This is a genomic window from Pseudomonas sp. LSJ-87 (assembly GCF_032971465.1).
Taxonomy (GTDB): domain Bacteria; phylum Pseudomonadota; class Gammaproteobacteria; order Pseudomonadales; family Pseudomonadaceae; genus Aquipseudomonas; species Aquipseudomonas putida_Z.
In genome coordinates this window covers 1-20,527 of record NZ_JAWJYQ010000066.1, presented here as the reverse complement: position 1 = coordinate 20,527, position 20,527 = coordinate 1, and the positions used below count along the sequence as shown (strand labels likewise).

Below are 20,527 nucleotides of genomic sequence, written 5' to 3'. Positions count from 1 at the left end.
TTACCCGCGAAGAGGCCGGCACAGGACATCTCGTCGCCCCCTATGGCAAAAGGCCGCGCATTTCCCATCCCCCGCTACACTCCTCTCTGACCTGCTCGCGATTTATCCCCCAATCCCCGTTCAGCCATCGCAAGGAGGCTCGATGAACGATGAATTGCAGCATCTGAAGAACCTTGGCAAGACCTCTGCGCAGTGGCTGCATGCAGCCGGCATCCACAGTGCATCGGATCTGCGCCGCCTGGGCGCGGTGGGTGCGTACCAGGCCGTGAAGACACGAGGGTTCCGCGCATCGAAGGTGCTGTTGTATGCCATTGAAGGCGCCCTGCTGGACATGCACTGGAACGATTTGCCGCTGGAGCGCAAAGAAGCGCTCAACCAACAACTGGATGCGAAAAGCCCCGCGCAAAAAAATCAGAAATAATTTCAGGAAGGGGATTGACGACGAAATGAGAATCGTTATGATTATCACAACTGGTCGCGAGACTGGTTGGATAAGCTAAGAGCCCCTGGTTCGGACTCTCAGATTATCTCCTCATCAGGCTAATCACGGTTATTGACCCGGCAATTTGCCGGGTCTTTTTTTGCCTCTTTGCAGCCCTGTCACCGCAGTTGCGCGCAATAGTCCTGCTCCGGCATCGCTGCCGTGTACCACACAAAATCAGCCTCGCCTGCCTCGACCTGCTCACCGACCTCTGCCAACAGCAGCACCTTGCTCTCCCCCTGCGCTTGCAGGTCAGCCAAGTGCAACGGTACACCCAGGTCCTTGCGCACGTGATAAGCCCCGGCCAGCAGCAGTGCCGGCTGCGGCGCCGCCAGCAAGCGCTCGGCCATGCGCCGGTCGCGCTGCTGCTGCACGGCCAGCATCGCCGGCAACTGGCTTTCTGGCAGCATCCCGCAATGCCCGGCACGCACATGCTCCAGCAAGGCGGCCTTGACCGTCGGCGCATTGGACCTTTCGCCCGGTAACGAAGCTGGCTGTCGATAGACCTGGCGCATCTCGCCGGGCGAGAGGTTGGCGGCCAGCACAGGCACCCGCTGCTGCAAAGCCTCAGTCACGATTGGCCCGTACAGCTGCCAATCCCAGCCGTCCTGCCAAGCCAGGGCATTGGGTAGGTCTGCCGGCAAAGGTTGCCCCGCGAGCTTGTCCAGCAGCGGTTGCTGCTCGGGCTGCAGCATTTCCAGCAGCAGGCTGCCCTGCACACGTTGGCCTTGCAGGGCGCGCAGCAGCCACAGCTGCAGTGCGTGATGGTCGGGGTTGTCGTGTTTCTCGCCGACCAGCACCCGGGGGGCGGCAGACAGGCGCTGCACCAGTTGCTCAGGGCTGATCAGCTGGCCATCGGCGAGATCGACGATATGCCCCAGCTCCGCATGGCTGCGCCCCTCACTGCTCTGCCAGGCGGGCAGCGGTGGCAGGCTGGCCTGGCAGCCACCCAGTACCAGCACCAGGCACAGCGAGAAAGCGGACAGCAGCGGATGTCGCATGGGCAGTACCTCCATGTCATTCAACAATGTATAAGCCTGCACCGGCTCTTGTGGGAGCGGCCTTGTGTCGCGAAAGGGCTGCGGAGCAGCCCCAGCAATTTGTGCATCACCTGCTGAAAATCCGGGGCCGCTTTGCGGCCCTTTCGCGACACAAGGCTGCTCCCAAAATCGTGCACGCCTCGGAGTCTTGAATCCCCACATCAACGAGTGATGATCAGCGGATGCCCACGCTCCGGGTGCGCCTGTACCAGTACATCGATCCCATATACCGCCTTCAACGCCGCCGGCGTCAGCACTGCTTCGGGTGCGGCAAAGGCATGGCAGCGCCCCTGCTCCAGCAGCAGGATACGGTCACAGTAGCGCGCCGCCAGGTTCAGGTCATGCAGGATCACCAGCACCGCGGCGCCACGGTCGGCAAAGCGGCGCACGGCTTCCAGGGTGGTGTGCTGGTGCAACGGGTCGAGCATCGAGGTTGGCTCGTCGAGCAGCAGCGTGGTACCCGCCTCGCCCGGCCACAGCTGCGCCAGTACCCGAGCCAGGTGCACCCGTTGCCGCTCGCCGCCAGACAACGCCAGGTAACTGCGCTCCACCAGGTGCCAGGCATCCGCCGCCCGCAAGGCCGCTTCGACGATTTCCGCATCGCGCCGCTGCCCGGTGCCATGGGGCATGCGCCCCATGCCCACCACTTCCTCGACCCGGAACGAGAACCCCAGGCTGGACACCTGCGGCAACACCGCCAGGCGCCTGGCCCTCTCCTGCCCGGCCCAGTTGGCCAGCGGCCTGCCCTGTAGCGTCACCCATCCGCGATCGGGCGCCAGCTCACCACACAGTACACCCAGCAGGCTGCTCTTGCCGGCACCGTTGGGGCCGAGCACGCCCACCACCTGCCCCGGGCTCAGCTGCAAATGAATGTCATGCAGCACTTGGTTGCTGCCCCGCCGCAAGTACAGGCCCTCGGCTTGCAACATCAGCTGCGTCCTCGTATCAGCAGGAAAAGGAAAAACGGTGCACCGATAAAGGCCGTGACGATACCGATCGGCAGCTCGGCAGGCGCCAGCAGCAGCCGCGCCGCCAAATCCGCGAACAGCATCAGCACACCGCCCGCCAACAAGGAAGCTGGCAGCACCACACGGTGATCAGGCCCGGCCAGCAAGCGCACCAGGTGCGGTACCACCAGGCCGATGAAACCGATCAACCCGGCAGCCGCCACCGCCGCCCCCACGCCCAGCGCCGTGCAGAACACCAGCTCGCGCTTGAGCCGCTCCACATCGATGCCCAAGTGGCGCGCCTCCGACTCACCCAGCAGCATGGCATTCAACGCCTTGGCCCGGCGTGGCAGCCACACCGCCACGCCCGCAGCCACCAGCAGCAACGGCCACAGCCGCTGGTAACTGGCACCATTGAGGCTGCCCAGGTTCCAGAACGTCAGCGTGCGCAGCGTGGCGTCGTCGGCCAGGTAGGAGAACAGCCCCACGGCAGCACCACCCAGCGCGGTCATGGCCACACCGGCCAGCAGCATCGTGGCGACGTTGGTCTGGCCGTCGCGCCGCCCCAGACGATAGACCAGCGCAGTCACGCCCAGCCCACCGATGAAAGCACACAGCGACAACAAGTAAGGGGCAAGCACATCCGGCATGCCGCCCAGCCAACTGCCGCCAACGATGGCCACCGCCGCGCCCACCGCCGCCCCGGCGGCAACCCCTACCAGCCCGGGGTCGGCCAGCGGGTTACGGAACAGCCCCTGCATCGCCACACCGGACAACGCCAGCACCGCGCCCACCGCCAACCCCAGCAAGGTGCGCGGCAGGCGGATCTGGCCGAGGATCATCTCGGCCTGCTGCAGGCCATCAGCGGCAATGGGCAGCCCCAGCAGGCGCAGGCCGGCACGCAGGGTATCGAACAGCGGCAGGCTGACCGGCCCCAGGGCCAAAGACAACCACACCGCCAGCAGGCACAACAGGCTCAGGCAAACGAACAGCGTGCGTGGCTGGACCCGCTGTTTCATTGGGCGAGGCCGGCCTTGGCAGCCGGATAGAAGGTAGCCGCAAGCAACTGCAGTGTTGCCGGCAGGCGTGGCCCGAGCCCACCGACCAACAGCGTCGGGTCAAGCGATACCAGGCGTTTCTCGCGCACAGCGCGCGAGGCCGCCAGCGCGGGGTTTTCTTTCAGCAACGCCTGCAAGGCCTGCTCATCGGCCAGCGCCCGGTCGGAAAACACGATCACATCCGGGTCCAGCGCCGCCAGTGCTTCGCTGGAGAAATTCTTGTAGCCCTGATATTCTGCCAGGTTGCGCCCGCCTGCCTGGCTCAGCAGCCAGTCACCGGCGGTACCCTGCCCGGCGATCAGCGGCTTGGCCCCGGCATGCCCGACTAGCAGCAACACCCCTGGCGCCTTCTGCTCCGCCTGGGCCTGCCTGACCTTGGCCTGCAAGGCATCGAGCTGCTGGTGGTAGCCTGACGCCAGGACTGCGGCCTGCTGTTCTGCCCCCAGCAACTGCCCCAGGTGCTTGAGGTTTTCATCCACCGCCGCCAGTTCGGCCTTGCTGGAGAACAGTTCGACCCGCACGCCAGCCTTGCGGATTTGCGCCAATACCGGCGGCGGCCCCATTTCCTCGGTGCCCACCAGCACATCCGGGCGCAGGCTGAGAATGCCTTCCGCAGACAGCTGCCGCTGGTAGCCGACACTGGGCAGTGACTTCAGCGATGGCGGATGCTGGCTGGTGGTGTCCACACCCACCAACCGCGCTTCACCACCCAGCGCGCTGATCCATTCGCTCAGTGCACCACCAGCGCTGACCCAACGCTGCGGCAGCTCGGCCGCCGGGGCCTGGGTGGAGAGCACAAGGCTCGCGCACAGGGCGAGCAAGGCGACGGGACGGCGCATCATCGGGTTCCTTCTGCAGGCGGGCCGCGCGCCTTGTGGCGGGCGACGGAACTGCGCACCATAAGCAGCCGGGCGCAGCGAATGCGGGCAATTTGATAATTATTCGCATTGACGCGTCAAGCCACCACTTGTTTCACGAGTCGTCCTTGCCATGCACTTCCTTTGTACCTCCCACGGCCTGGCCGAAGGCCAAAGCCGCGCCTTCAGCGTAGACGGCATCGAACTGTTCGGCGTACGCCGCCAGGGCCAGGTGTACCTCTACCGCAATCGTTGCCCGCACCGCAGCATCCCGCTGAACTGGGCGGAAGATGCGTTTCTCGATGACAGCGCCAGCCTGATTCACTGCGCCCATCATGGCGCGCTGTTCCTGATCGAAAGCGGCGAATGCGTGGCCGGGCCATGCGAAGGCGAGCAACTGCAGGCCCTGGGCTGCCACGAGGACAGCCAGGGCATCTGGTTCAAGGGGTAAGCAGCACCGGCAGGCGGCGGTCGATGACGATGCCTTCGGCGTCCAGGCGCGTGCCGTAGGCCAGCACCTCCACCCCGTCCGCCACCGCCGCGCGCAGGGCCTGGGCATAGGCCGCATCGATTTCCTCGGCCGGGCGCACCGCGTCGATACCGGTCAGGTTCACGCAATACAGCTGCACCGCCCGCACGCCCTGCCTGGCCAGCTTCGCCAGCTCGCGCAGGTGTTTGGCACCGCGCTGGGTCACCGCATCAGGGAAGGCCGCGACCCTGCTGTCTGGGTAGCCCAGGGTCACGCTCTTGACCTCGACATAGGCCGGGGCACCGTCGAATTCCAGGCGAAAGTCGATGCGGCTGCCTTCCTCGCCGTAGGCCACTTCACGCTTTAGAGCACTGAAGCCGGCCAGTTCGGCGATGATGCCCGCACGCAGGGCCTCTTCGACCAGCGTATTGGCCCGCCCGGTATTCACACAGGCCAGCCGACCCTGCGGGGTTTCGCTGATTTCCCAGGTGCCCGGGAGCTTGCGCTTGGGGTCGTTGGAGCGGCTGAACCACACCTGCCCGCCTTCTCGCATGCAGTTGAGCATGGAACCGGTGTTGGGGCAGTGGATGGTCAGCTGTTCGCCGCCGGGCAGTTCGATATCCGCCAGAAAGCGTTTGTAGCGGCGCAGCAGGCGGCCCTGTTCGAGTGGGGGATGGAACTGCATCAGCCTTGCCAGCTCCGCAGGCCGCGGGCGATCCGTTGTACCGCCTCTTCCAGGCGCGGCAGGCTCTGGGTGTAGGCAAAGCGCACATGGTGGCCGGCCAGGTGACGGCCGAAGTCCAGGCCCGGGGTGAAGGCCAGGTGCTCGGTCTCCAGGAAGTGCCGGCAGAAGGCGAACGCGTCACCGCCAAAGGCACTGATGTCGGCATACAGGTAGAACGCCCCCTGCGGCTCGACGGCAATGCGGAAGCCCAGTTCGCGCAGGGCAGGCAACAGGTAGTCGCGGCGGCGGGCGAACTCGGCCCGGCGCTCCTCGAAAATGGCCAGGGTCTCGGGCTGGAAACACGCCAGCGCGGCATGCTGGGCCATGCTGGGCGCACTGATGTACAGGTTTTGTGCCAGCTTCTCCAGGTCGGCCACCGCGCCAGGAGGCGCCACCAGCCAGCCGAGGCGCCAACCGGTCATGCCGAAATACTTGGAAAAACTATTCAGGACGAATGCCGAGTCGTCCACTTCCAGCACGCTGGGTGCGTCCATGCCATAGGTCAGCCCGTGGTAGATCTCGTCCACCACCAGGTGGCCATGCCGTTCGCGGGTGGCGCGAGACAGGCCGGCCAGCTCGTCACGCCCCAGCACGGTGCCGGTCGGGTTGGCCGGTGAGGCGACCAGGGCTCCGACCGTGTCCTTGTCCCAGTAGCGGTCGACAAGGTCGGCAGTCAGCTGGTAATTCACGTCCGGGCCCACCGGCACCAGCTGCGCCCCGCCCTCGACCAGGCGCAGGAAGTGGCGGTTGCACGGGTAGCCTGGGTCGGCCAGCAGCCAGTGCTTGCCTGGGTCTACCAGCAAGCTGCTGGCCAGCAGCAGCGCACCGGAGCCACCCGGGGTGATGAGGATGCGTTCAGGGTCGACACTCAGGCCGTAACGCTGGCCATAGAACCCGGCAATGGCTTCGCGCAGTGCCGGCAGGCCGCGTGCGGCGGTGTAGCGGGTGTGCCCGGCGGCCAATGCTGCCTGGCCGGCGGCAACTATGGGCGCGGCCGTGGTGAAGTCCGGCTCGCCGATTTCCAGGTGGATCACGTCGTGTCCGGCCGCCTGCAGCTCGTTGGCCCGGGCCAGCAGCGCCATGACGTGGAAGGGTTCGATGGCGCGGCTGCGCGCACTGTAGGGGTGGGCCATGACCTTCTCTCAATTGGGTCTAAACTGGAGATTCTACCTCTGCACGCCACCGAACGTGCGGCTCGCGCCGCTGTCAATTACCAGGATCGGGCGGGGTAGCGCACCCCCGATCTATCTGGTAAGTTCGGCGGCTCGCAGTCGCAGGGCCGGCGGGTGCCGGAGATGGAGCAGCCTGCGCATTGGATCAGATGAGTGAGAGGCGGTCTATTCATGTCCACCGTAGAAAAGCAAAAAGCCCAGACCATGTACGGTGTCGAGCCCTACGTAGAAACCAAGGGTGAAGAGTACATGGGCGAGCCCATGAAAAAGCACTTCACCAAGCTTCTCGGCGCCTGGAAGCAAGAGCTGATGAACAGTGTCGACCGCACTGTGGACCACATGAAGGACGAGGCAGCCAACTTCCCCGACCCGGCCGACCGTGCCAGCCAGGAAGAAGAATTCGCCCTGGAGCTGCGCAACCGCGATCGCGAGCGCAAGCTGATCAAGAAAATCGACAAGACCCTCGACAAGATCAAGGCCGACGAGTACGGCTGGTGCGAATCGTGCGGCATCGAGATCGGCCTGCGTCGCCTGGAGGCCCGCCCTACCGCCGACCTGTGCTTCGACTGCAAGGAAATCGCCGAGAAAAAGGAAAAGACGGTCGGCAAAGGCTGATCTTTCTTTCCACCTGAACGGGGCGCATCATGCGCCCCGTTTCATTTATATGCCCAGCCTGACCATGACCGAATCAAGCTACATCGGGCGTTTCGCCCCCACCCCCAGCGGCTTCCTGCACTTCGGCTCGCTGGTCGCAGCCCTCGCCTCCTGGCTCGATGCCCGCGCCGTGAACGGCCGCTGGCTGCTGCGCATGGAAGACACCGACCCGCCTCGGGAAATGCCCGGTGCTCGCGATGCGATCCTGCAGACCCTGGAGCGCTACGGCCTGGAGTGGGACGGCGAAGTGGTGTTCCAGAGCCAGCGGCACGATGCCTATGCCGCGGTGGTCGACCGCCTGTTCAACATGGGCCTGGCTTACGCCTGCACCTGCTCGCGCAAGCAGCTTGAGGGTTACAACGGCATCTACCCGGGCCTTTGCCGCAACGCCGGGCATGCTCGGGAAGGCGCGGCGATCCGCCTGCGCGTGCCAGAGCTGATCTACCGCTTTACCGACCGCGTGCAGGGCGAGTTCCAGCAGCACCTGGGGCGTGAAGTGGGCGATTTCGTCATCCAGCGCCGCGACGGGCTGTATGCCTACCAGCTGGCGGTGGTACTGGACGATGCCTGGCAAGGTGTTACCGACATCGTGCGTGGGGCCGACCTGCTCGACAACACCCCGCGCCAGCTGTACCTGCAAGAGTTGCTGGGCTTTTCGCAGCCGCGTTACCTGCATATTCCGCTGATCGTGCAGCCGGACGGGCACAAGCTGGGCAAGTCGTACCGCTCGCCGCCGCTGCAGGCGGACCAGGCGACACCGCTGTTGCTGCGGGCGTTGCGGGCGCTGGGGCAGGAAGCAGACCCCGAGTTGTTGCTGGCAACGCCGGCGGAGGTATTGGCGGTAGCTCGCAAGCAGTGGCGGCCCGAGGCGATTGCGCAGCGGACCACAGTGCCAGAGGCTGATTTGCGCTGAGGCATTACCGGCCCTATCGCCGGCAAGCCAGCTCCCACAGGTACAGCGCAGCACTCAGATCCTGTGGTGATCCTGTGGGAGCTGGCTTGCCGGCGATAGGGCCAGAACAGGCAACCCACCCCTCAAAAACAAAAGCCCAATAAATTCAACCTCTTGGCGAACACCATGGATTCCCGCTAGCATCCGCCCAGCCATTTGCGCCAATAATAAGTCCAAGCCCGCAGCGCCCAACCATCGAGGCCAGCATGTACATCTATCGTTTGGTCCTGCTTCTGGTCGTGGGGATCTACCTGTTCTCCCCGGCCATCATGGACTGGTGGATCGAACCGACCGGAGCCTGGTATCGCCCTTACCTGCTCTGGCTGATCCTGATCGTCGTCACCTTCATCCTGCAGAGCCAACGAGATGCCGATGAGCTTTAGCCTGACCCAGATGATCCTGATCAGCGCCGCGTACCTCATGGTGCTGTTCGGCGTGGCCTGGATCAGCGAGCGGGGGTTGATCCCGCGCTCGATCATTCGCCACCCGCTGACCTACACCCTGTCGCTGGGCGTGTACGCCAGTGCCTGGGCTTTTTATGGATCGGTGGGCCTGGCCTACCAGTACGGCTACGGCTTCCTTGCCTGTTACCTGGGGGTGTCCGGCGCGTTCCTGCTGGCGCCGGTGCTGCTTTACCCGATCCTCAAGATCACCCGTACCTACCAGCTTTCCTCGCTGGCCGACCTGCTGGCGTTCCGTTTCCGCAGCACCTGGGCCGGCGCGCTGACCACCATCATCATGCTGATCGGCGTGCTGCCCTTGCTGGCCCTGCAGATCCAGGCGGTGGCCGACTCGATCAGCATCCTCACCGGTGAACCGGTCAAGGCACGGGTGGCCTTCGCCTTCTGTGCGCTGATCATCCTGTTCACCATCTTCTTCGGCTCGCGGCACATCGCCACACGCGAAAAGCACGAAGGGCTGGTGTTCGCCATCGCCTTCGAGTCGGTGATCAAGCTGCTGGCCCTGGGCGGTATCGGCCTGTACGCCCTGTATGGCGTGTTCGGCGGCCCGCACGAACTGGAAGTGTGGCTGCTGCAGAACCAGACCGCCCTGGCGGCTCTGCATACGCCACTGCAGGAAGGCCCATGGCGCACCCTGCTGCTGGTGTTCTTCGCCTCGGCCATCGTCATGCCGCACATGTACCACATGGCCTTCACCGAAAACCTCAACCCGCGCTCGCTGGTCAGCGCCAGCTGGGGCCTGCCGCTGTTCCTGCTGCTGATGAGCCTGGCCGTGCCGCTGGTGCTGTGGGCCGGCCTGCGCCTGGGCGCCACCACCAACCCCGAGTACTTCACCCTGGGCCTGGGGCTTGCCGCCAACAATCAGGCACTTGCGCTGCTGGCCTACGTCGGCGGTTTGTCGGCCGCCAGCGGGTTGATCATCGTCACCACCCTGGCGCTGTCGGGCATGGCCCTCAACCACCTGGTGCTGCCGTTGTACCAGCCGCCGGCCGAAGGCAACATCTACCGCTGGCTGAAGTGGACCCGCCGCGCGCTGATCGTCGCCATCATCACCGCCGGGTTCATGTTCTACCTGACCCAGAACAACCACCAGAGCCTGGCCAACCTGGGCATCGTCGCCTTCGTGGCCACGTTACAGTTCCTGCCGGGCGTGCTGTCGGTACTGTACTGGCCGACTGCCAACCGCCGTGGCTTCATCGCCGGCCTGCTGGCCGGCACCCTGGTGTGGATGGTGACCATGCTGCTGCCACTGCTGGGCAACCTGCAGGGCTTCTACATCCCGCTGCTGGACATGATCTACGTGCTGGACGACACCAGCTGGCACATGGCGGCCATCGCCTCGCTGGCGGCCAACGTGCTGTTGTTCACCCTGATCTCACTGTTCACCAACGCCAGCAACGAAGAGGTCAGCGCCGCCGAAGCCTGCGCGGTGGACAACGTGCGCCGCCCGCAACGCCGCGAACTGCACGCCGCCTCGCCACAGGAGTTCGCCACCCAACTGGCCAAGCCGCTGGGCGCCAAGGCCGCACAGAAGGAAGTGGAACAGGCCCTGCGCGACCTCTACCTGCCATTCGACGAGCGCCGCCCCTATGCCTTGCGCCGCCTGCGCGACCGTATCGAGGCCAACCTGTCCGGCCTGATGGGGCCGAGCGTGGCCCAGGACATGGTCGAGACCTTCCTGCCGTACAAGTCCGGTAACGAAAACTACGTGACCGAGGACATCCACTTCATCGAAAGCCGCCTGGAAGACTACCACTCGCGCCTGACCGGCCTGGCCGCCGAGCTCGACGCCCTGCGCCGCTACCACCGCCAGACACTGCAGGAACTGCCCATGGGCGTCTGCTCGCTGGCCAAGGACCAGGAAATCCTGATGTGGAACAAGGCCATGGAAGAGCTCACCGGCATCGCTGCCAAGCACGTGGTCGGCTCGCGCCTGGTCACCATCAGCGAACCCTGGCGCGGCCTGCTGCAAGGCTTCATCAACGTGCCCGACGAGCACCTGCACAAGCAGCGCCTGGCGCTGGACGGCCAGCCGCGCTGGCTGAACCTGCACAAGGCGGCCATCGACGAGCCGCTGGCCCCGGGCAACAGCGGCCTGGTGCTGCTGGTAGAGGACCTTACCGAAACCCAGGCGCTGGAAGACAAGCTGGTGCACTCCGAACGCCTGGCCAGCATCGGCCGCCTGGCCGCCGGCGTGGCGCACGAGATCGGCAACCCGATCACCGGCATCGCCTGCCTGGCGCAGAACCTGCGCGAGGAGCGTGAGGGCGATGGCGAAATCATCGAACTGTCCAGCCAGATTCTCGAACAGACCAAGCGGGTATCGCGCATCGTCCAGTCGCTGATGAGCTTCGCCCATGCCGGCGGCAGCCACCAGAACAGCGAAGAGCCGGTATGCCTGGCCGAAGTGGCGCAGGACGCCATCGGTCTGCTGGCGTTGAACCGGCGCAATTTCGAAGTACAGTTCTTCAACCTCTGCGACCCGGAGCACTGGGCCGAAGGGGACCCGCAGCGCCTGGCCCAGGTGCTGATCAACCTGCTCTCCAACGCCCGCGACGCTTCGCCGCCCGGCAGCGCCGTGCGCGTGCGCAGCGAAGTCAGCGAGCACACCGTCGACCTGATCGTCGAGGATGAGGGCAGCGGGATCCCGAAGAACATCATGGACCGCCTGTTCGAACCCTTCTTCACCACCAAGGACCCGGGCGAAGGAACCGGACTGGGGCTCGCTCTGGTCTATTCCATCGTGGAAGAGCATTATGGGCAAATCACCATCGACAGCCCGGCCGATATCGAACGGCAACGTGGCACCCGGATCCGCGTGACCCTGCCCCGGCATGTCGTAGCGACGTCCCCTGAAATTCGAGACCGTCGAGAGAATTGAATCAATGCCGCACATTCTGATCGTCGAAGACGAAACCATCATCCGCTCGGCCTTGCGTCGCCTGCTCGAACGGAACCAGTACCAGGTCAGCGAAGCCGGCTCGGTGCAGGAAGCCCAGGAACGCTTCAGCATTGCCACCTTCGACCTGATCGTCAGCGACCTGCGCCTGCCAGGCGCGCCCGGTACCGAGCTGATCAAGCTCGGCCAGGGCACCCCGGTGCTGATCATGACCAGCTACGCCAGCCTGCGCTCGGCGGTAGACTCGATGAAAATGGGCGCGGTGGACTACATCGCCAAGCCCTTCGACCACGACGAGATGCTGCAAGCGGTGGCGCGTATCCTGCGCGACCGGCAGAACGCCCCGGCTGCCGCACCGGCGGCCGAGCCACGCGCCACCAATGGCAAGGCCGCCTCGGCCGACAAAGGCAGCGCGGCAGCCGCCAATGGCGAAATCGGCATCATCGGCTCCTGCCCGCCGATGCAGGACATGTACAGCAAGATCCGCAAGGTCGCGCCCACCGACTCCAACGTGCTGATCCAGGGCGAGTCGGGCACCGGTAAAGAGCTGGTCGCACGCGCCCTGCACAACCTGTCGCGTCGGGCCAAGGCACCAATGATTTCGGTGAACTGCGCAGCCATCCCCGAGACACTGATCGAGTCCGAGCTGTTCGGCCACGAGAAAGGCGCGTTCACCGGCGCCAGCGCCGGGCGCGCTGGCCTGGTGGAAGCTGCCGATGGCGGTACCCTGTTCCTCGACGAAATCGGCGAACTGCCGCTGGAAGCCCAGGCCCGCCTGCTGCGCGTGCTGCAGGAAGGCGAGATTCGCCGGGTGGGTTCGGTACAGTCGCAAAAGGTCGATGTACGCCTGATCGCCGCGACCCACCGCGACCTGAAGAACCTGGCCAAGGCCGGCCAGTTCCGTGAAGACCTGTATTACCGCCTGCACGTGATCGCCCTGAAACTGCCTGCCCTGCGCGAGCGCGGCAGCGACGTCAACGAGATCGCCAGCGCCTTCCTCGCCCGCCAGAGCGCGCGCATCGGCCGCGACGACCTGCACTTCTCGGCCGAAGCCGAGCAGGCCATTCGTCACTACAGCTGGCCGGGTAACGTGCGAGAGCTGGAAAACGCCGTTGAGCGCGCGGTGATCCTCAGCGAGAGCGCAGAAATTTCCGCCGACCTGCTGGGCATCGACATCGAGCTGGGCGACCTGGAGGAGGACGAAATCCTTGACAACGCCTTGGTCGTGGCCAGTTCGGCGAATGCCAGCCATGAGCCGACCGAGGACCTGTCGCTGGAAGACTACTTCCAGCACTTCGTGCTCGAGCACCAGGACCACATGACCGAGACCGAACTGGCCCGCAAGCTCGGGGTCAGCCGCAAGTGCCTGTGGGAACGCCGCCAGCGCCTGGGTATCCCGCGGCGCAAGAGCAACGCTACCAGCGAGTAACCGCGCTGCCTGGGCGGGAGGTTCCTCCTGCCCTGATCCCTCTCTATCTGCCGTTCCGGCCTCTTCGCGGGTGAACCCGCTCCCACAGAAATCTCACTGCCCTCAAGGGTGGTGCAATCCTTGTAGAAGCCGGCTTACCGAGATTCAGCGAAACCTGCGCAGCCCCTGTGGGAGCGGGTTCACCCGCGAAAGGGCCGGCAAAGCCAGCGCACACACCCCAGGTAACACATCAGCCCCCGCAAAAATCTGTTACCCAAGCTTTCCGCCGTAACAGTTCCCGAGGCGTAAGGTAACGAAATTTCGACATTTTCGACCGCTGAAAAACTGCTCGCCACCTCCAAACCCTTGATTTTACTGGGTTTGCAAAAGTTGGCACGGCACCTGCTATATGTCTGGTACAAGAACAATAACAAGCACTGCAACTCAGAATAAGAACAAGACGAAACGGCTCACGCACAATAAAAACAAGACGGCGGAGGCGCAGCTAACTGATTCTTTTGGAGAGGATGCGTGTTTGGGGCTTGCCCCACAACCAGGCAGAGAACAATAAAAACTGCACTAAAAAGCAGCGCCTGAACTGGTTGGATCGACAGATCAACGTGACATCAGCGACCAAAGCAATCCGTTTGCTCTTAACCCCTGGATTGGGGGTCGTCCACAAGCTTCGAGATTTGTGGACAGGGCACTCAACAAAAACAAGAAGCCCAGCAAAAAAACAATAAGAGCACGCAACGACTTCTTGGGGAGCTTAGGCTCCCCTTGTCGTTTCTACCCTTCCGGCAGGCATCCTGCTACCCGCCTACACCATTCCTTGAGTAAATGCTAGAATCCCCGCCCATCATGCGGCCATTCTCCTATTCTTGGCCGAACATTCCTTCAAACAGTGCATCCCATGCTGAAGAAGCTGTTCCAGTCGTTCCGCCCGCCCGTACCGGGCCCGCACCACAGGCGCACCACGCCTGAGGTGATCAACAAGAGCCAGCACTCGCTGCAACGCCACCAGTTCAGCCGCCATGCGGTGAACATCGTGGAACGCCTGCAGAGCGCCGGTTACCAGGCTTACCTGGTCGGTGGCTGTGTCCGCGACCTGATGCTGGGCATCACGCCGAAAGACTTCGACGTCGCCACCAGCGCCACCCCCGAACAGGTCCGTGCCGAGTTCCGCAACGCGCGCATCATTGGCCGCCGCTTCAAGCTGGTCCACGTGCATTTCGGCCGTGAGATCATCGAAGTCGCCACCTTCCGCGCCCACCACTCGGAAGACGACCAGGGCGACAGCCACCGTTCGTCGCACAATGCCAGTGGCCGCATCCTGCGTGACAACGTGTACGGCACCCTGGAAGAGGACGCGCAACGTCGCGACTTCACCATCAACGCCCTGTACTACGACCCGGTCAGCGAGCGCATCCTCGACTACGCCAACGGCGTGCACGATATTCGCAACCGCCTGCTGCGCCTGATCGGTGACCCTACCCACCGCTACCAGGAAGACCCGGTGCGCATGCTGCGCGCGGTGCGTTTCGCCGCCAAGCTCGACTTCGGCATCGAAAAGCACACGGTCCAGCCGATCCGCGAGCTGGCCCCACTGCTGCGCGAGATTCCGCCAGCACGCCTGTTCGAAGAGAGCCTCAAGCTGTTCCTCTCCGGCCAGGGCGCCATCGTCTTCGAGATGCTGGTCGACCTGCAGTTGTTCGAGCCGCTGTTCCCGGCCAGTTCGCATGCCCTGGACGAGCGCCCGACCTACACCCACACGCTGATCAGCCAGGCGATGAACAACACCGACCTGCGCGTGAAGCAAGGCAAACCGGTAACCCCGGCCTTCCTCTTCGCCGCGCTGCTGTGGCCAGCCCTGCCGGCCCGCGTGCTGCACCTGCAGAACCAGGGCGTGCCGCCGATCCCGGCCATGAACGGTGCGGCCCACGACCTGATCGCCGAGCAATGCGCACGCATCGCCATCCCCAAGCGCTTCACCCTGCCGATCCGCGAGATCTGGGACATGCAGGAGCGCCTGCCACGCCGCAGCGGCAAGCGCGCCGACATGCTGCTGGACAACCCGCGCTTCCGTGCCGGCTACGACTTCCTGCTGCTGCGCGAAAGCGCCGGGGAAGAAACCGACGACCTCGGCCAGTGGTGGACCGACTACCAGGATGCCAACGACAGCGAGCGCCGCGAGATGATCCGCGAGCTGGGCAGCCGTGACGAAGGCACCGGCGCCGGCCCGCGCAAACGCAAGCGTAGCGGTGGCAAGCGCAAGCGCAGTGGCGACGAGGCGTTCGAGTGAGTACCCGCGCCTATATCGGCCTGGGCAGCAACCTGGACGCACCTGCCGAGCAGCTGCGCAGCGCCTTGCAGGCCCTCGACCAGGTCGAGGCCACGCGCCTGGTGGCGGCCTCGGCCCTGTACACCAGCGATTCGCTGCTGCCCGGCCAGCCGCGCTATACCAACGCCGTCGCCGCCCTGGACACTGCCCTGCCACCGCTGGCCCTGCTCGATGCACTGCAGGCCATCGAGAACGATCAGGGCCGCGTGCGCAAGGAACGTTGGGGCCCGCGCACACTGGACCTGGACATCCTGCTGTTCGGCGACCAGGTGCTCGATGAGCCGCGCCTGAAAGTGCCGCATTACCACATGCATGCCCGGCCTTTCGTGCTGTACCCGCTGGCGGAACTGGTACCGGGCGATTTCCGCCTGGCCGACGGCCGCGCCCTCGCGCAACTGCTCGACGACTGCCCGTTCGTCGGCCTGGAACGCCTGTAAACCGGGCGTTCCAGCCTTGCACACTGGCGCGGTAACGCCAGTAACACCCTGATCGTAACAATGCGGTAACAGGGTGATTGACTTCCCCAACCTCGCTCACGACTATAGGCGTCCCGTGTGGCACCAAAGTGCCGCATACCCGTATTTAGGCCCGGACGGACCTGTGCCCGAACATCACGCGCGATGATGTGCCGCTCCGGAAGATGACTACACGCGTTGAATGCAGTCGTTTCTTACAGCGCCTGAACGAGGAATTTCCTACATGCCTGAAGTAACCCTGACCACCCTCAATGGCCTCAAGGCCAAGGGTGAAAAAATCACCATGCTGACCTGCTACGACGCGACCTTCGCCAAGGCCGCCAGCCAGGCCGGTGTCGAAGTGTTGCTGGTGGGCGACTCGCTGGGCATGGTCCTGCAAGGCCACGACAGCACACTGCCGGTGACCACCGCGGACATGGCCTACCATACCGCCAGCGTCAAACGTGGCAACGACGGCGCGCTGATCCTCGCCGACCTGCCGTTCATGGCGCACGCCACCCCGGAGCAGGCCTTCGCCAACAGCGCCACGCTGATGCAGGCCGGCGCCCACATGATCAAGATCGAAGGTGCTGCCTGGCTGGCCGAGACCATCCGCCTGCTAGCCGAGCGTGGCGTGCCGGTGTGCGCGCACATGGGCCTGACCCCGCAGACTGTCAATGTGCTGGGCGGCTACAAGGTGCAGGGCCGCCAGGAAGCCCAGGCCCGGCAAATGCGCGCCGACGCCATCGCCCTGGAACAGGCCGGTGCAGCCATGCTGCTGCTCGAATGCGTGCCCAGCGAACTGGCGGCGGAAATCACCAGTGCCGTTTCCATCCCGGTGATCGGCATTGGCGCCGGCAGCGGCACCGATGGCCAGGTACTGGTCCTGCACGACATGCTCGGGCTGTCGCTGAGCGGCCGGGTACCGAAGTTCGTGAAGAACTTCATGCAAGGCCAGCCGGATATCCACAGCGCCCTCGTCGCTTACGTCGAGGCGGTCAAGCAAGTCAGCTTCCCAGGCAGCGAACACGGGTTCAGTGCATGAATACAGTCAAGACCGTCCGCGAACTGCGCGCCGCAGTCGCCCGCGCCCGCGGTGAAGGCAAGCGCATCGGCTTCGTGCCGACCATGGGCAACCTGCACAGCGGCCATGCCGCCCTGGTGACCAAGGCTGCGCAGCGCGCCGATTTCGTGGTCGCCAGCATCTTCGTCAACCCGCTGCAGTTCGGCGCCAACGAAGACCTCGACAAGTACCCGCGCACCCTGGCCGCCGACCAGGAGCGCCTGCTCCAGGCTGGCTGCAATCTTCTGTTCGCGCCCAGCGTCGAAGAGATGTACCCCGACGGCATGAGCGTGCAAACCCGCGTCAGCGTGCCCCACCTTTCCGAAGGCCTGTGCGGCGCCAGCCGGCCCGGGCATTTCGAAGGCGTGGCCACCGTGGTCAGCAAGCTGTTCAACATGGTCCAGCCCGACCTTGCCGTGTTCGGTGAAAAGGACTTCCAGCAGCTGGCGGTGATCCGCGCCATGGTGCGCGACCTGAACATGCCGATCCAGATCATCGGCGAGCCCACCGTGCGGGCCGAGGACGGCCTGGCGCTGTCGTCGCGCAACGGTTACCTCACGCCTGAGCAGCGTGCTGCGGCGCCAGCGTTGTACCGCACGCTGCAGCACATTGCTGCTGGCATCGGCCGTGGCCAACGTGACTTTGCCGCGCTGGTTGCCGAAGGCGAGGCGCAGTTGACCGCCGCTGGTTTCCGGCCGGATTACCTGGAAGTGCGTCATGCCGTGAGCCTGCGCCCGGCAGTGATCGATGATCGAGACCTGGTGGTAATTGCGGCGGCTTACCTGGGTAACACACGGTTGATCGACAACCTGTACCTGCATCTGGAAGAGAAGACCGCGTAACGGCCTGGGGCTGCCTTGCAGCCCATTCGCCGGCAAGCCAGCTCCCACCTCGACCGCATTGGCCTCGAGCCATGCGCTATCCCTGTGGGAGCTTGCCAGCGATGAGGCCAGTACCGGTAACACAAAGACCGCTGCGCCCCCAAATCACACCCCGACCGCATCGGCCTCGAGCCATGCGCTATCCCTGTGGGAGCTGGCTTGCCGGCGATGAGGCCAATACAGGCAATACAAGACAGTTGCCTCCCCAAATCAATCCTCGACCGCATCGGCCTCGAGCCATGCGCTATCCCTGTGGGAGCTGGCTTGCCAGCGATGAGGCCAGTACCGGTAACACAAAGACCGCTGCGCCCCCAAATCACACCTCGACCGCATCGGCCTCGAGCCATGCGCTATCCCTGCGGGAGCTGGCTTGCCAGCGATGAGGCCAGTACCGGTAGCGCCCCCAAATCACACCCCGACCGCATCGGCCTCGAGCCATGCGCTATCCCTGTGGGAGCTGGCTTGCCGGCGATGAGGCCAATACAGGCAATACAAGACAGTTGCCTCCCCAAATCAATCCTCGACCGCATCGGCCTCGAGCCATGCGCTATCCCTGTGGGAGCTGGCTTGCCAGCGATGAGGCCAGTACCGGTAACACAAAGACCGCTGCGCCCCCAAATCACACCTCGACCGCATCGGCCTCGAGCCATGCGCTATCCCTGCGGGAGCTGGCTTGCCAGCGATGAGGCCAGTACCGGTAGCGCCCCCAAATCACACCCCGACCGCATCGGCCTCGAGCCACGCCCTATCCCTGTGGGAGCTGGCTTGCCGGCGATGAGGCCAGTACAGGCAATACAAGACAGTTGCCTCCCCCAAATTCCCCGCCATACCCATTCCCTGCAAGTGGCCTTTGCCTATAATGGTGCCAGCCTGAACCCGGCAATGAGTGCCGTGTCCAAGGTCTCACCACGCACCAAGGGAACCCCGCGCAATGGCGTATTACCGTACACCCCACGATGTCACGGCCCTGCCCGCCTGGCAGGCGCTCCAGCAACACCGCGACGCCATGCAAGGTTTCAGCATGCGCGAAGCCTTCGCCGCCGATGCCAAGCGCTTCGACCAGTTCTCCCTGAGCTCCTGCGGCCTGTTCCTCGACTACTCGAAAAACCTGATCACCGAACAAAGCCGCGACCTGCTGGTGAACCTGGCCAACGAAGTGGGCCTGCAGGACGCCATCAAGTCGATGTTCAGTGGCGAAATCATCAACGCCTCCGAAGGCCGCCCGGTGCTGCACACCGCCCTGCGCCGGCCGGTGGGCGACAAGCTCAGCGTCAACGGCGTGAACGTGATGCCGGAAGTGCACAAGGTGCTCAACCAGATCACCGAACTGGTCGGCCGCATCCACGACGGCCTGTGGCGCGGCTACAGCGAAAAACCGATCACCGACGTGGTCAACATCGGCATCGGTGGCTCGTTCCTCGGCCCCGAGCTGGTCTCCGAGGCGCTGCTGCCCTACGCCCAGCGCGGCGTGCGCTGCCACTACCTGGCGAACATCGACGGCAGTGAGTTCCACGAGCTGTCGGCCAACCTGCGCGCCGAAACCACCCTGTTCATCGTCTCATCGAAGTCGTTCAACACCCTCGAGACCTTGAAGAACGCCATGGCCGCGCGTACCTGGTACCTGGCCCAGGGCGGTTCGGAAGCCGAGCTGTACCGCCACTTCATCGCCGTTTCCAGCAACAAGGCCGCCGCCGTGGCCTTCGGCATCCGTGAAGAAAACATCTTCCCGATGTGGGACTGGGTGGGCGGGCGCTACTCGCTGTGGTCGGCCATCGGCCTGCCGATCGCCCTGGCCATCGGTACCGCCAACTTCAAGGAACTGCTGTCCGGTGCCTACACCATGGACCAGCACTTCCAGACCGCGCCGTTCGAAAAGAACATGCCGGTACTGCTGGCCCTGCTGGGCGTGTGGTACGGCAACTTCTGGGGCGCCCAGAGCCACGCGATCCTGCCGTACGACCACTACCTGCGCAACATCACCAAGCACCTGCAACAGCTGGACATGGAGTCCAACGGCAAGAGCGTGCTGCAGGACGGCACCCCGGTGAAGACCGACACCGGCCCGGTGATCTGGGGCGGCGTCGGCTGCAACGGCCAGCATGCCTACCACCAGTTGCTGCACCAGGGCACCCAGCTGATTCCGGCCGACTTCATCGTGCCGGTGGTGAGCTTCAACCCGGTGGCCGACCATCACCAGTGGCTGTACGCCAACTGCCTGTCGCAGAGCCAGGCGCTGATGCTGGGCAAGACCCGCGAGGAAGCCGAAGCCGAGCTGCGTGGCAAGGGCCTGAACGAAGCGGACATCGAAAAGCTGGCCCCGCACAAGGTCATCCCGGGCAACCGCCCGAGCAATACCCTGGTGGTGGAGCGCATCAGCCCACGCCGCCTGGGCGCGCTGGTGGCGATGTACGAGCACAAGGTCTTCGTACAGAGCGTGATCTGGGGCATCAACGCCTTCGACCAGTGGGGCGTGGAGCTGGGCAAGGAGCTGGGCAAGGGCGTTTACCAACGCCTGGTCGGCAGCCTGGAAGACAGCGCTGAAGATGGCTCTACCCAAGGCCTGATCAACTACTTCCGCGGCCGTCACCGCGGTTGATCTGAAACCTTCGCCAGCTTCTTCGCGGGCTCGCCCGCTCCCACAGGTTGGACTGCCCCCGAAAAGTTG

Annotated in this window: 18 protein-coding genes; 12 read left to right on the top strand and 6 right to left on the bottom strand. The window is 64.5% G+C overall.

Annotated features, from left to right (window positions below; genetic code table 11):
* The first annotated feature begins 142 nt into the window (after positions 1-142).
* Positions 143-421: a TfoX/Sxy family protein gene (locus tag RYH74_RS25075; protein WP_013974260.1), complete on the top strand. Its 279-nt coding sequence runs from the start codon at positions 143-145 to the stop codon at positions 419-421.
* Positions 422-600: 179 nt separating this feature from the next.
* Here RYH74_RS25075 and RYH74_RS25070 read toward each other — a convergent pair whose 3' ends face one another.
* The 4 genes from RYH74_RS25070 to RYH74_RS25055 all read right to left on the bottom strand — a co-directional run bounded on the left by RYH74_RS25070 (position 601) and on the right by RYH74_RS25055 (position 4,368).
* Positions 601-1,482: a ChaN family lipoprotein gene (locus RYH74_RS25070; RefSeq protein WP_286100593.1), complete on the bottom strand. Its 882-nt coding sequence runs from the start codon at positions 1,480-1,482 to the stop codon at positions 601-603.
* A gap of 200 nt (positions 1,483-1,682) precedes the next feature.
* Positions 1,683-2,450, bottom strand: coding sequence for a heme ABC transporter ATP-binding protein (locus RYH74_RS25065; protein WP_317410493.1), 768 nt, complete (start codon positions 2,448-2,450; stop codon positions 1,683-1,685).
* Positions 2,450-3,433 (bottom strand): FecCD family ABC transporter permease, encoded by a 984-nt coding sequence (locus RYH74_RS25060; RefSeq protein ID WP_162276790.1) that lies wholly within the window; start codon positions 3,431-3,433, stop codon positions 2,450-2,452. The genes RYH74_RS25065 and RYH74_RS25060 overlap by 1 nt, the downstream gene beginning before the upstream one ends.
* A 50-nt stretch (positions 3,434-3,483) precedes the next feature.
* Entirely contained in the window at positions 3,484-4,368 is an 885-nt protein-coding gene (locus RYH74_RS25055; RefSeq protein ID WP_317410492.1) for a hemin ABC transporter substrate-binding protein, read from the bottom strand.
* A 148-nt stretch (positions 4,369-4,516) separates the two neighbouring features.
* Between RYH74_RS25055 and RYH74_RS25050 the strand changes: the two genes are divergently transcribed.
* Entirely contained in the window at positions 4,517-4,834 is a 318-nt protein-coding gene (locus RYH74_RS25050; protein WP_025340682.1) for a Rieske (2Fe-2S) protein, read from the top strand.
* On the opposite strand, the gene sfsA is transcribed toward RYH74_RS25050, so the two are convergent.
* Positions 4,824-5,537, bottom strand: coding sequence for a DNA/RNA nuclease SfsA (sfsA, locus tag RYH74_RS25045; protein ID WP_317410491.1), 714 nt, complete (start codon positions 5,535-5,537; stop codon positions 4,824-4,826). The two genes, RYH74_RS25050 and sfsA, sit on opposite strands and share 11 nt — an antisense overlap.
* On the bottom strand, positions 5,537-6,709 hold the full coding sequence (locus RYH74_RS25040) for a pyridoxal phosphate-dependent aminotransferase (protein WP_075046415.1): 1,173 nt from the start codon (positions 6,707-6,709) through the stop codon (positions 5,537-5,539). The genes sfsA and RYH74_RS25040 overlap by 1 nt, the downstream gene beginning before the upstream one ends.
* A 210-nt stretch (positions 6,710-6,919) precedes the next feature.
* Here RYH74_RS25040 and dksA point away from each other — a divergent pair, with 210 nt between their 5' ends.
* The 10 genes from dksA to pgi all read left to right on the top strand — a co-directional run bounded on the left by dksA (position 6,920) and on the right by pgi (position 20,458).
* Positions 6,920-7,363: an RNA polymerase-binding protein DksA gene (gene dksA / locus RYH74_RS25035; RefSeq protein ID WP_025340685.1), complete on the top strand. Its 444-nt coding sequence runs from the start codon at positions 6,920-6,922 to the stop codon at positions 7,361-7,363.
* A 64-nt stretch (positions 7,364-7,427) separates the two neighbouring features.
* On the top strand, positions 7,428-8,315 hold the full coding sequence (gluQRS, locus tag RYH74_RS25030) for a tRNA glutamyl-Q(34) synthetase GluQRS (protein ID WP_084785353.1): 888 nt from the start codon (positions 7,428-7,430) through the stop codon (positions 8,313-8,315).
* Between the two features lie 245 nt (positions 8,316-8,560).
* Positions 8,561-8,737 carry a hypothetical protein gene (locus RYH74_RS25025; protein ID WP_003250005.1) on the top strand — a complete coding sequence of 59 codons (177 nt, stop codon included), beginning with the start codon at positions 8,561-8,563 and terminating at the stop codon, positions 8,735-8,737.
* Entirely contained in the window at positions 8,721-11,696 is a 2,976-nt protein-coding gene (locus RYH74_RS25020) for a sensor histidine kinase (protein ID WP_025340687.1), read from the top strand. The genes RYH74_RS25025 and RYH74_RS25020 overlap by 17 nt, the downstream gene beginning before the upstream one ends.
* Before the next feature lie 4 nt (positions 11,697-11,700).
* Complete coding sequence (locus RYH74_RS25015) at positions 11,701-13,143, top strand: sigma-54-dependent transcriptional regulator (protein WP_286100596.1); 1,443 nt, start codon at positions 11,701-11,703, stop codon at positions 13,141-13,143.
* Positions 13,144-14,035: 892 nt separating this feature from the next.
* Positions 14,036-15,424 (top strand): polynucleotide adenylyltransferase PcnB, encoded by a 1,389-nt coding sequence (locus tag RYH74_RS25010; protein ID WP_317410489.1) that lies wholly within the window; start codon positions 14,036-14,038, stop codon positions 15,422-15,424.
* Positions 15,421-15,900: a 2-amino-4-hydroxy-6-hydroxymethyldihydropteridine diphosphokinase gene (gene folK, locus RYH74_RS25005; RefSeq protein WP_013974273.1), complete on the top strand. Its 480-nt coding sequence runs from the start codon at positions 15,421-15,423 to the stop codon at positions 15,898-15,900. The genes RYH74_RS25010 and folK overlap by 4 nt, the downstream gene beginning before the upstream one ends.
* A 262-nt stretch (positions 15,901-16,162) precedes the next feature.
* On the top strand, positions 16,163-16,963 hold the full coding sequence (gene panB, locus RYH74_RS25000) for a 3-methyl-2-oxobutanoate hydroxymethyltransferase (protein WP_025340690.1): 801 nt from the start codon (positions 16,163-16,165) through the stop codon (positions 16,961-16,963).
* Positions 16,960-17,823, top strand: coding sequence for a pantoate--beta-alanine ligase (panC, locus tag RYH74_RS24995; protein WP_075046419.1), 864 nt, complete (start codon positions 16,960-16,962; stop codon positions 17,821-17,823). Before panB ends, panC begins: the two co-directional genes overlap by 4 nt.
* Before the next feature lie 970 nt (positions 17,824-18,793).
* Positions 18,794-20,458 carry a glucose-6-phosphate isomerase gene (gene pgi / locus RYH74_RS24990; protein WP_025340692.1) on the top strand — a complete coding sequence of 555 codons (1,665 nt, stop codon included), beginning with the start codon at positions 18,794-18,796 and terminating at the stop codon, positions 20,456-20,458.
* Positions 20,459-20,527: the final 69 nt, after the last annotated feature.

Bases quoted from the DNA above. Each gene is read 5' to 3' on its own strand.
- RYH74_RS25075 (WP_013974260.1), top strand. From the start codon at position 143: ATGAACGATGAATTGCAGCATCTGAAGAACCTTGGCAAGACCTCTGCG.
- RYH74_RS25070 (WP_286100593.1), bottom strand. From the start codon at position 1,482: ATGCGACATCCGCTGCTGTCCGCTTTCTCGCTGTGCCTGGTGCTGGTA.
- RYH74_RS25065 (WP_317410493.1), bottom strand. From the start codon at position 2,450: ATGTTGCAAGCCGAGGGCCTGTACTTGCGGCGGGGCAGCAACCAAGTG.
- RYH74_RS25055 (WP_317410492.1), bottom strand. From the start codon at position 4,368: ATGATGCGCCGTCCCGTCGCCTTGCTCGCCCTGTGCGCGAGCCTTGTG.
- RYH74_RS25050 (WP_025340682.1), top strand. From the start codon at position 4,517: ATGCACTTCCTTTGTACCTCCCACGGCCTGGCCGAAGGCCAAAGCCGC.
- sfsA (WP_317410491.1), bottom strand. From the start codon at position 5,537: ATGCAGTTCCATCCCCCACTCGAACAGGGCCGCCTGCTGCGCCGCTAC.
- RYH74_RS25040 (WP_075046415.1), bottom strand. From the start codon at position 6,709: ATGGCCCACCCCTACAGTGCGCGCAGCCGCGCCATCGAACCCTTCCAC.
- dksA (WP_025340685.1), top strand. From the start codon at position 6,920: ATGTCCACCGTAGAAAAGCAAAAAGCCCAGACCATGTACGGTGTCGAG.
- gluQRS (WP_084785353.1), top strand. From the start codon at position 7,428: ATGACCGAATCAAGCTACATCGGGCGTTTCGCCCCCACCCCCAGCGGC.
- RYH74_RS25025 (WP_003250005.1), top strand. From the start codon at position 8,561: ATGTACATCTATCGTTTGGTCCTGCTTCTGGTCGTGGGGATCTACCTG.
- RYH74_RS25020 (WP_025340687.1), top strand. From the start codon at position 8,721: ATGCCGATGAGCTTTAGCCTGACCCAGATGATCCTGATCAGCGCCGCG.
- RYH74_RS25015 (WP_286100596.1), top strand. From the start codon at position 11,701: ATGCCGCACATTCTGATCGTCGAAGACGAAACCATCATCCGCTCGGCC.
- RYH74_RS25010 (WP_317410489.1), top strand. From the start codon at position 14,036: ATGCTGAAGAAGCTGTTCCAGTCGTTCCGCCCGCCCGTACCGGGCCCG.
- panB (WP_025340690.1), top strand. From the start codon at position 16,163: ATGCCTGAAGTAACCCTGACCACCCTCAATGGCCTCAAGGCCAAGGGT.
- panC (WP_075046419.1), top strand. From the start codon at position 16,960: ATGAATACAGTCAAGACCGTCCGCGAACTGCGCGCCGCAGTCGCCCGC.
- pgi (WP_025340692.1), top strand. From the start codon at position 18,794: ATGGCGTATTACCGTACACCCCACGATGTCACGGCCCTGCCCGCCTGG.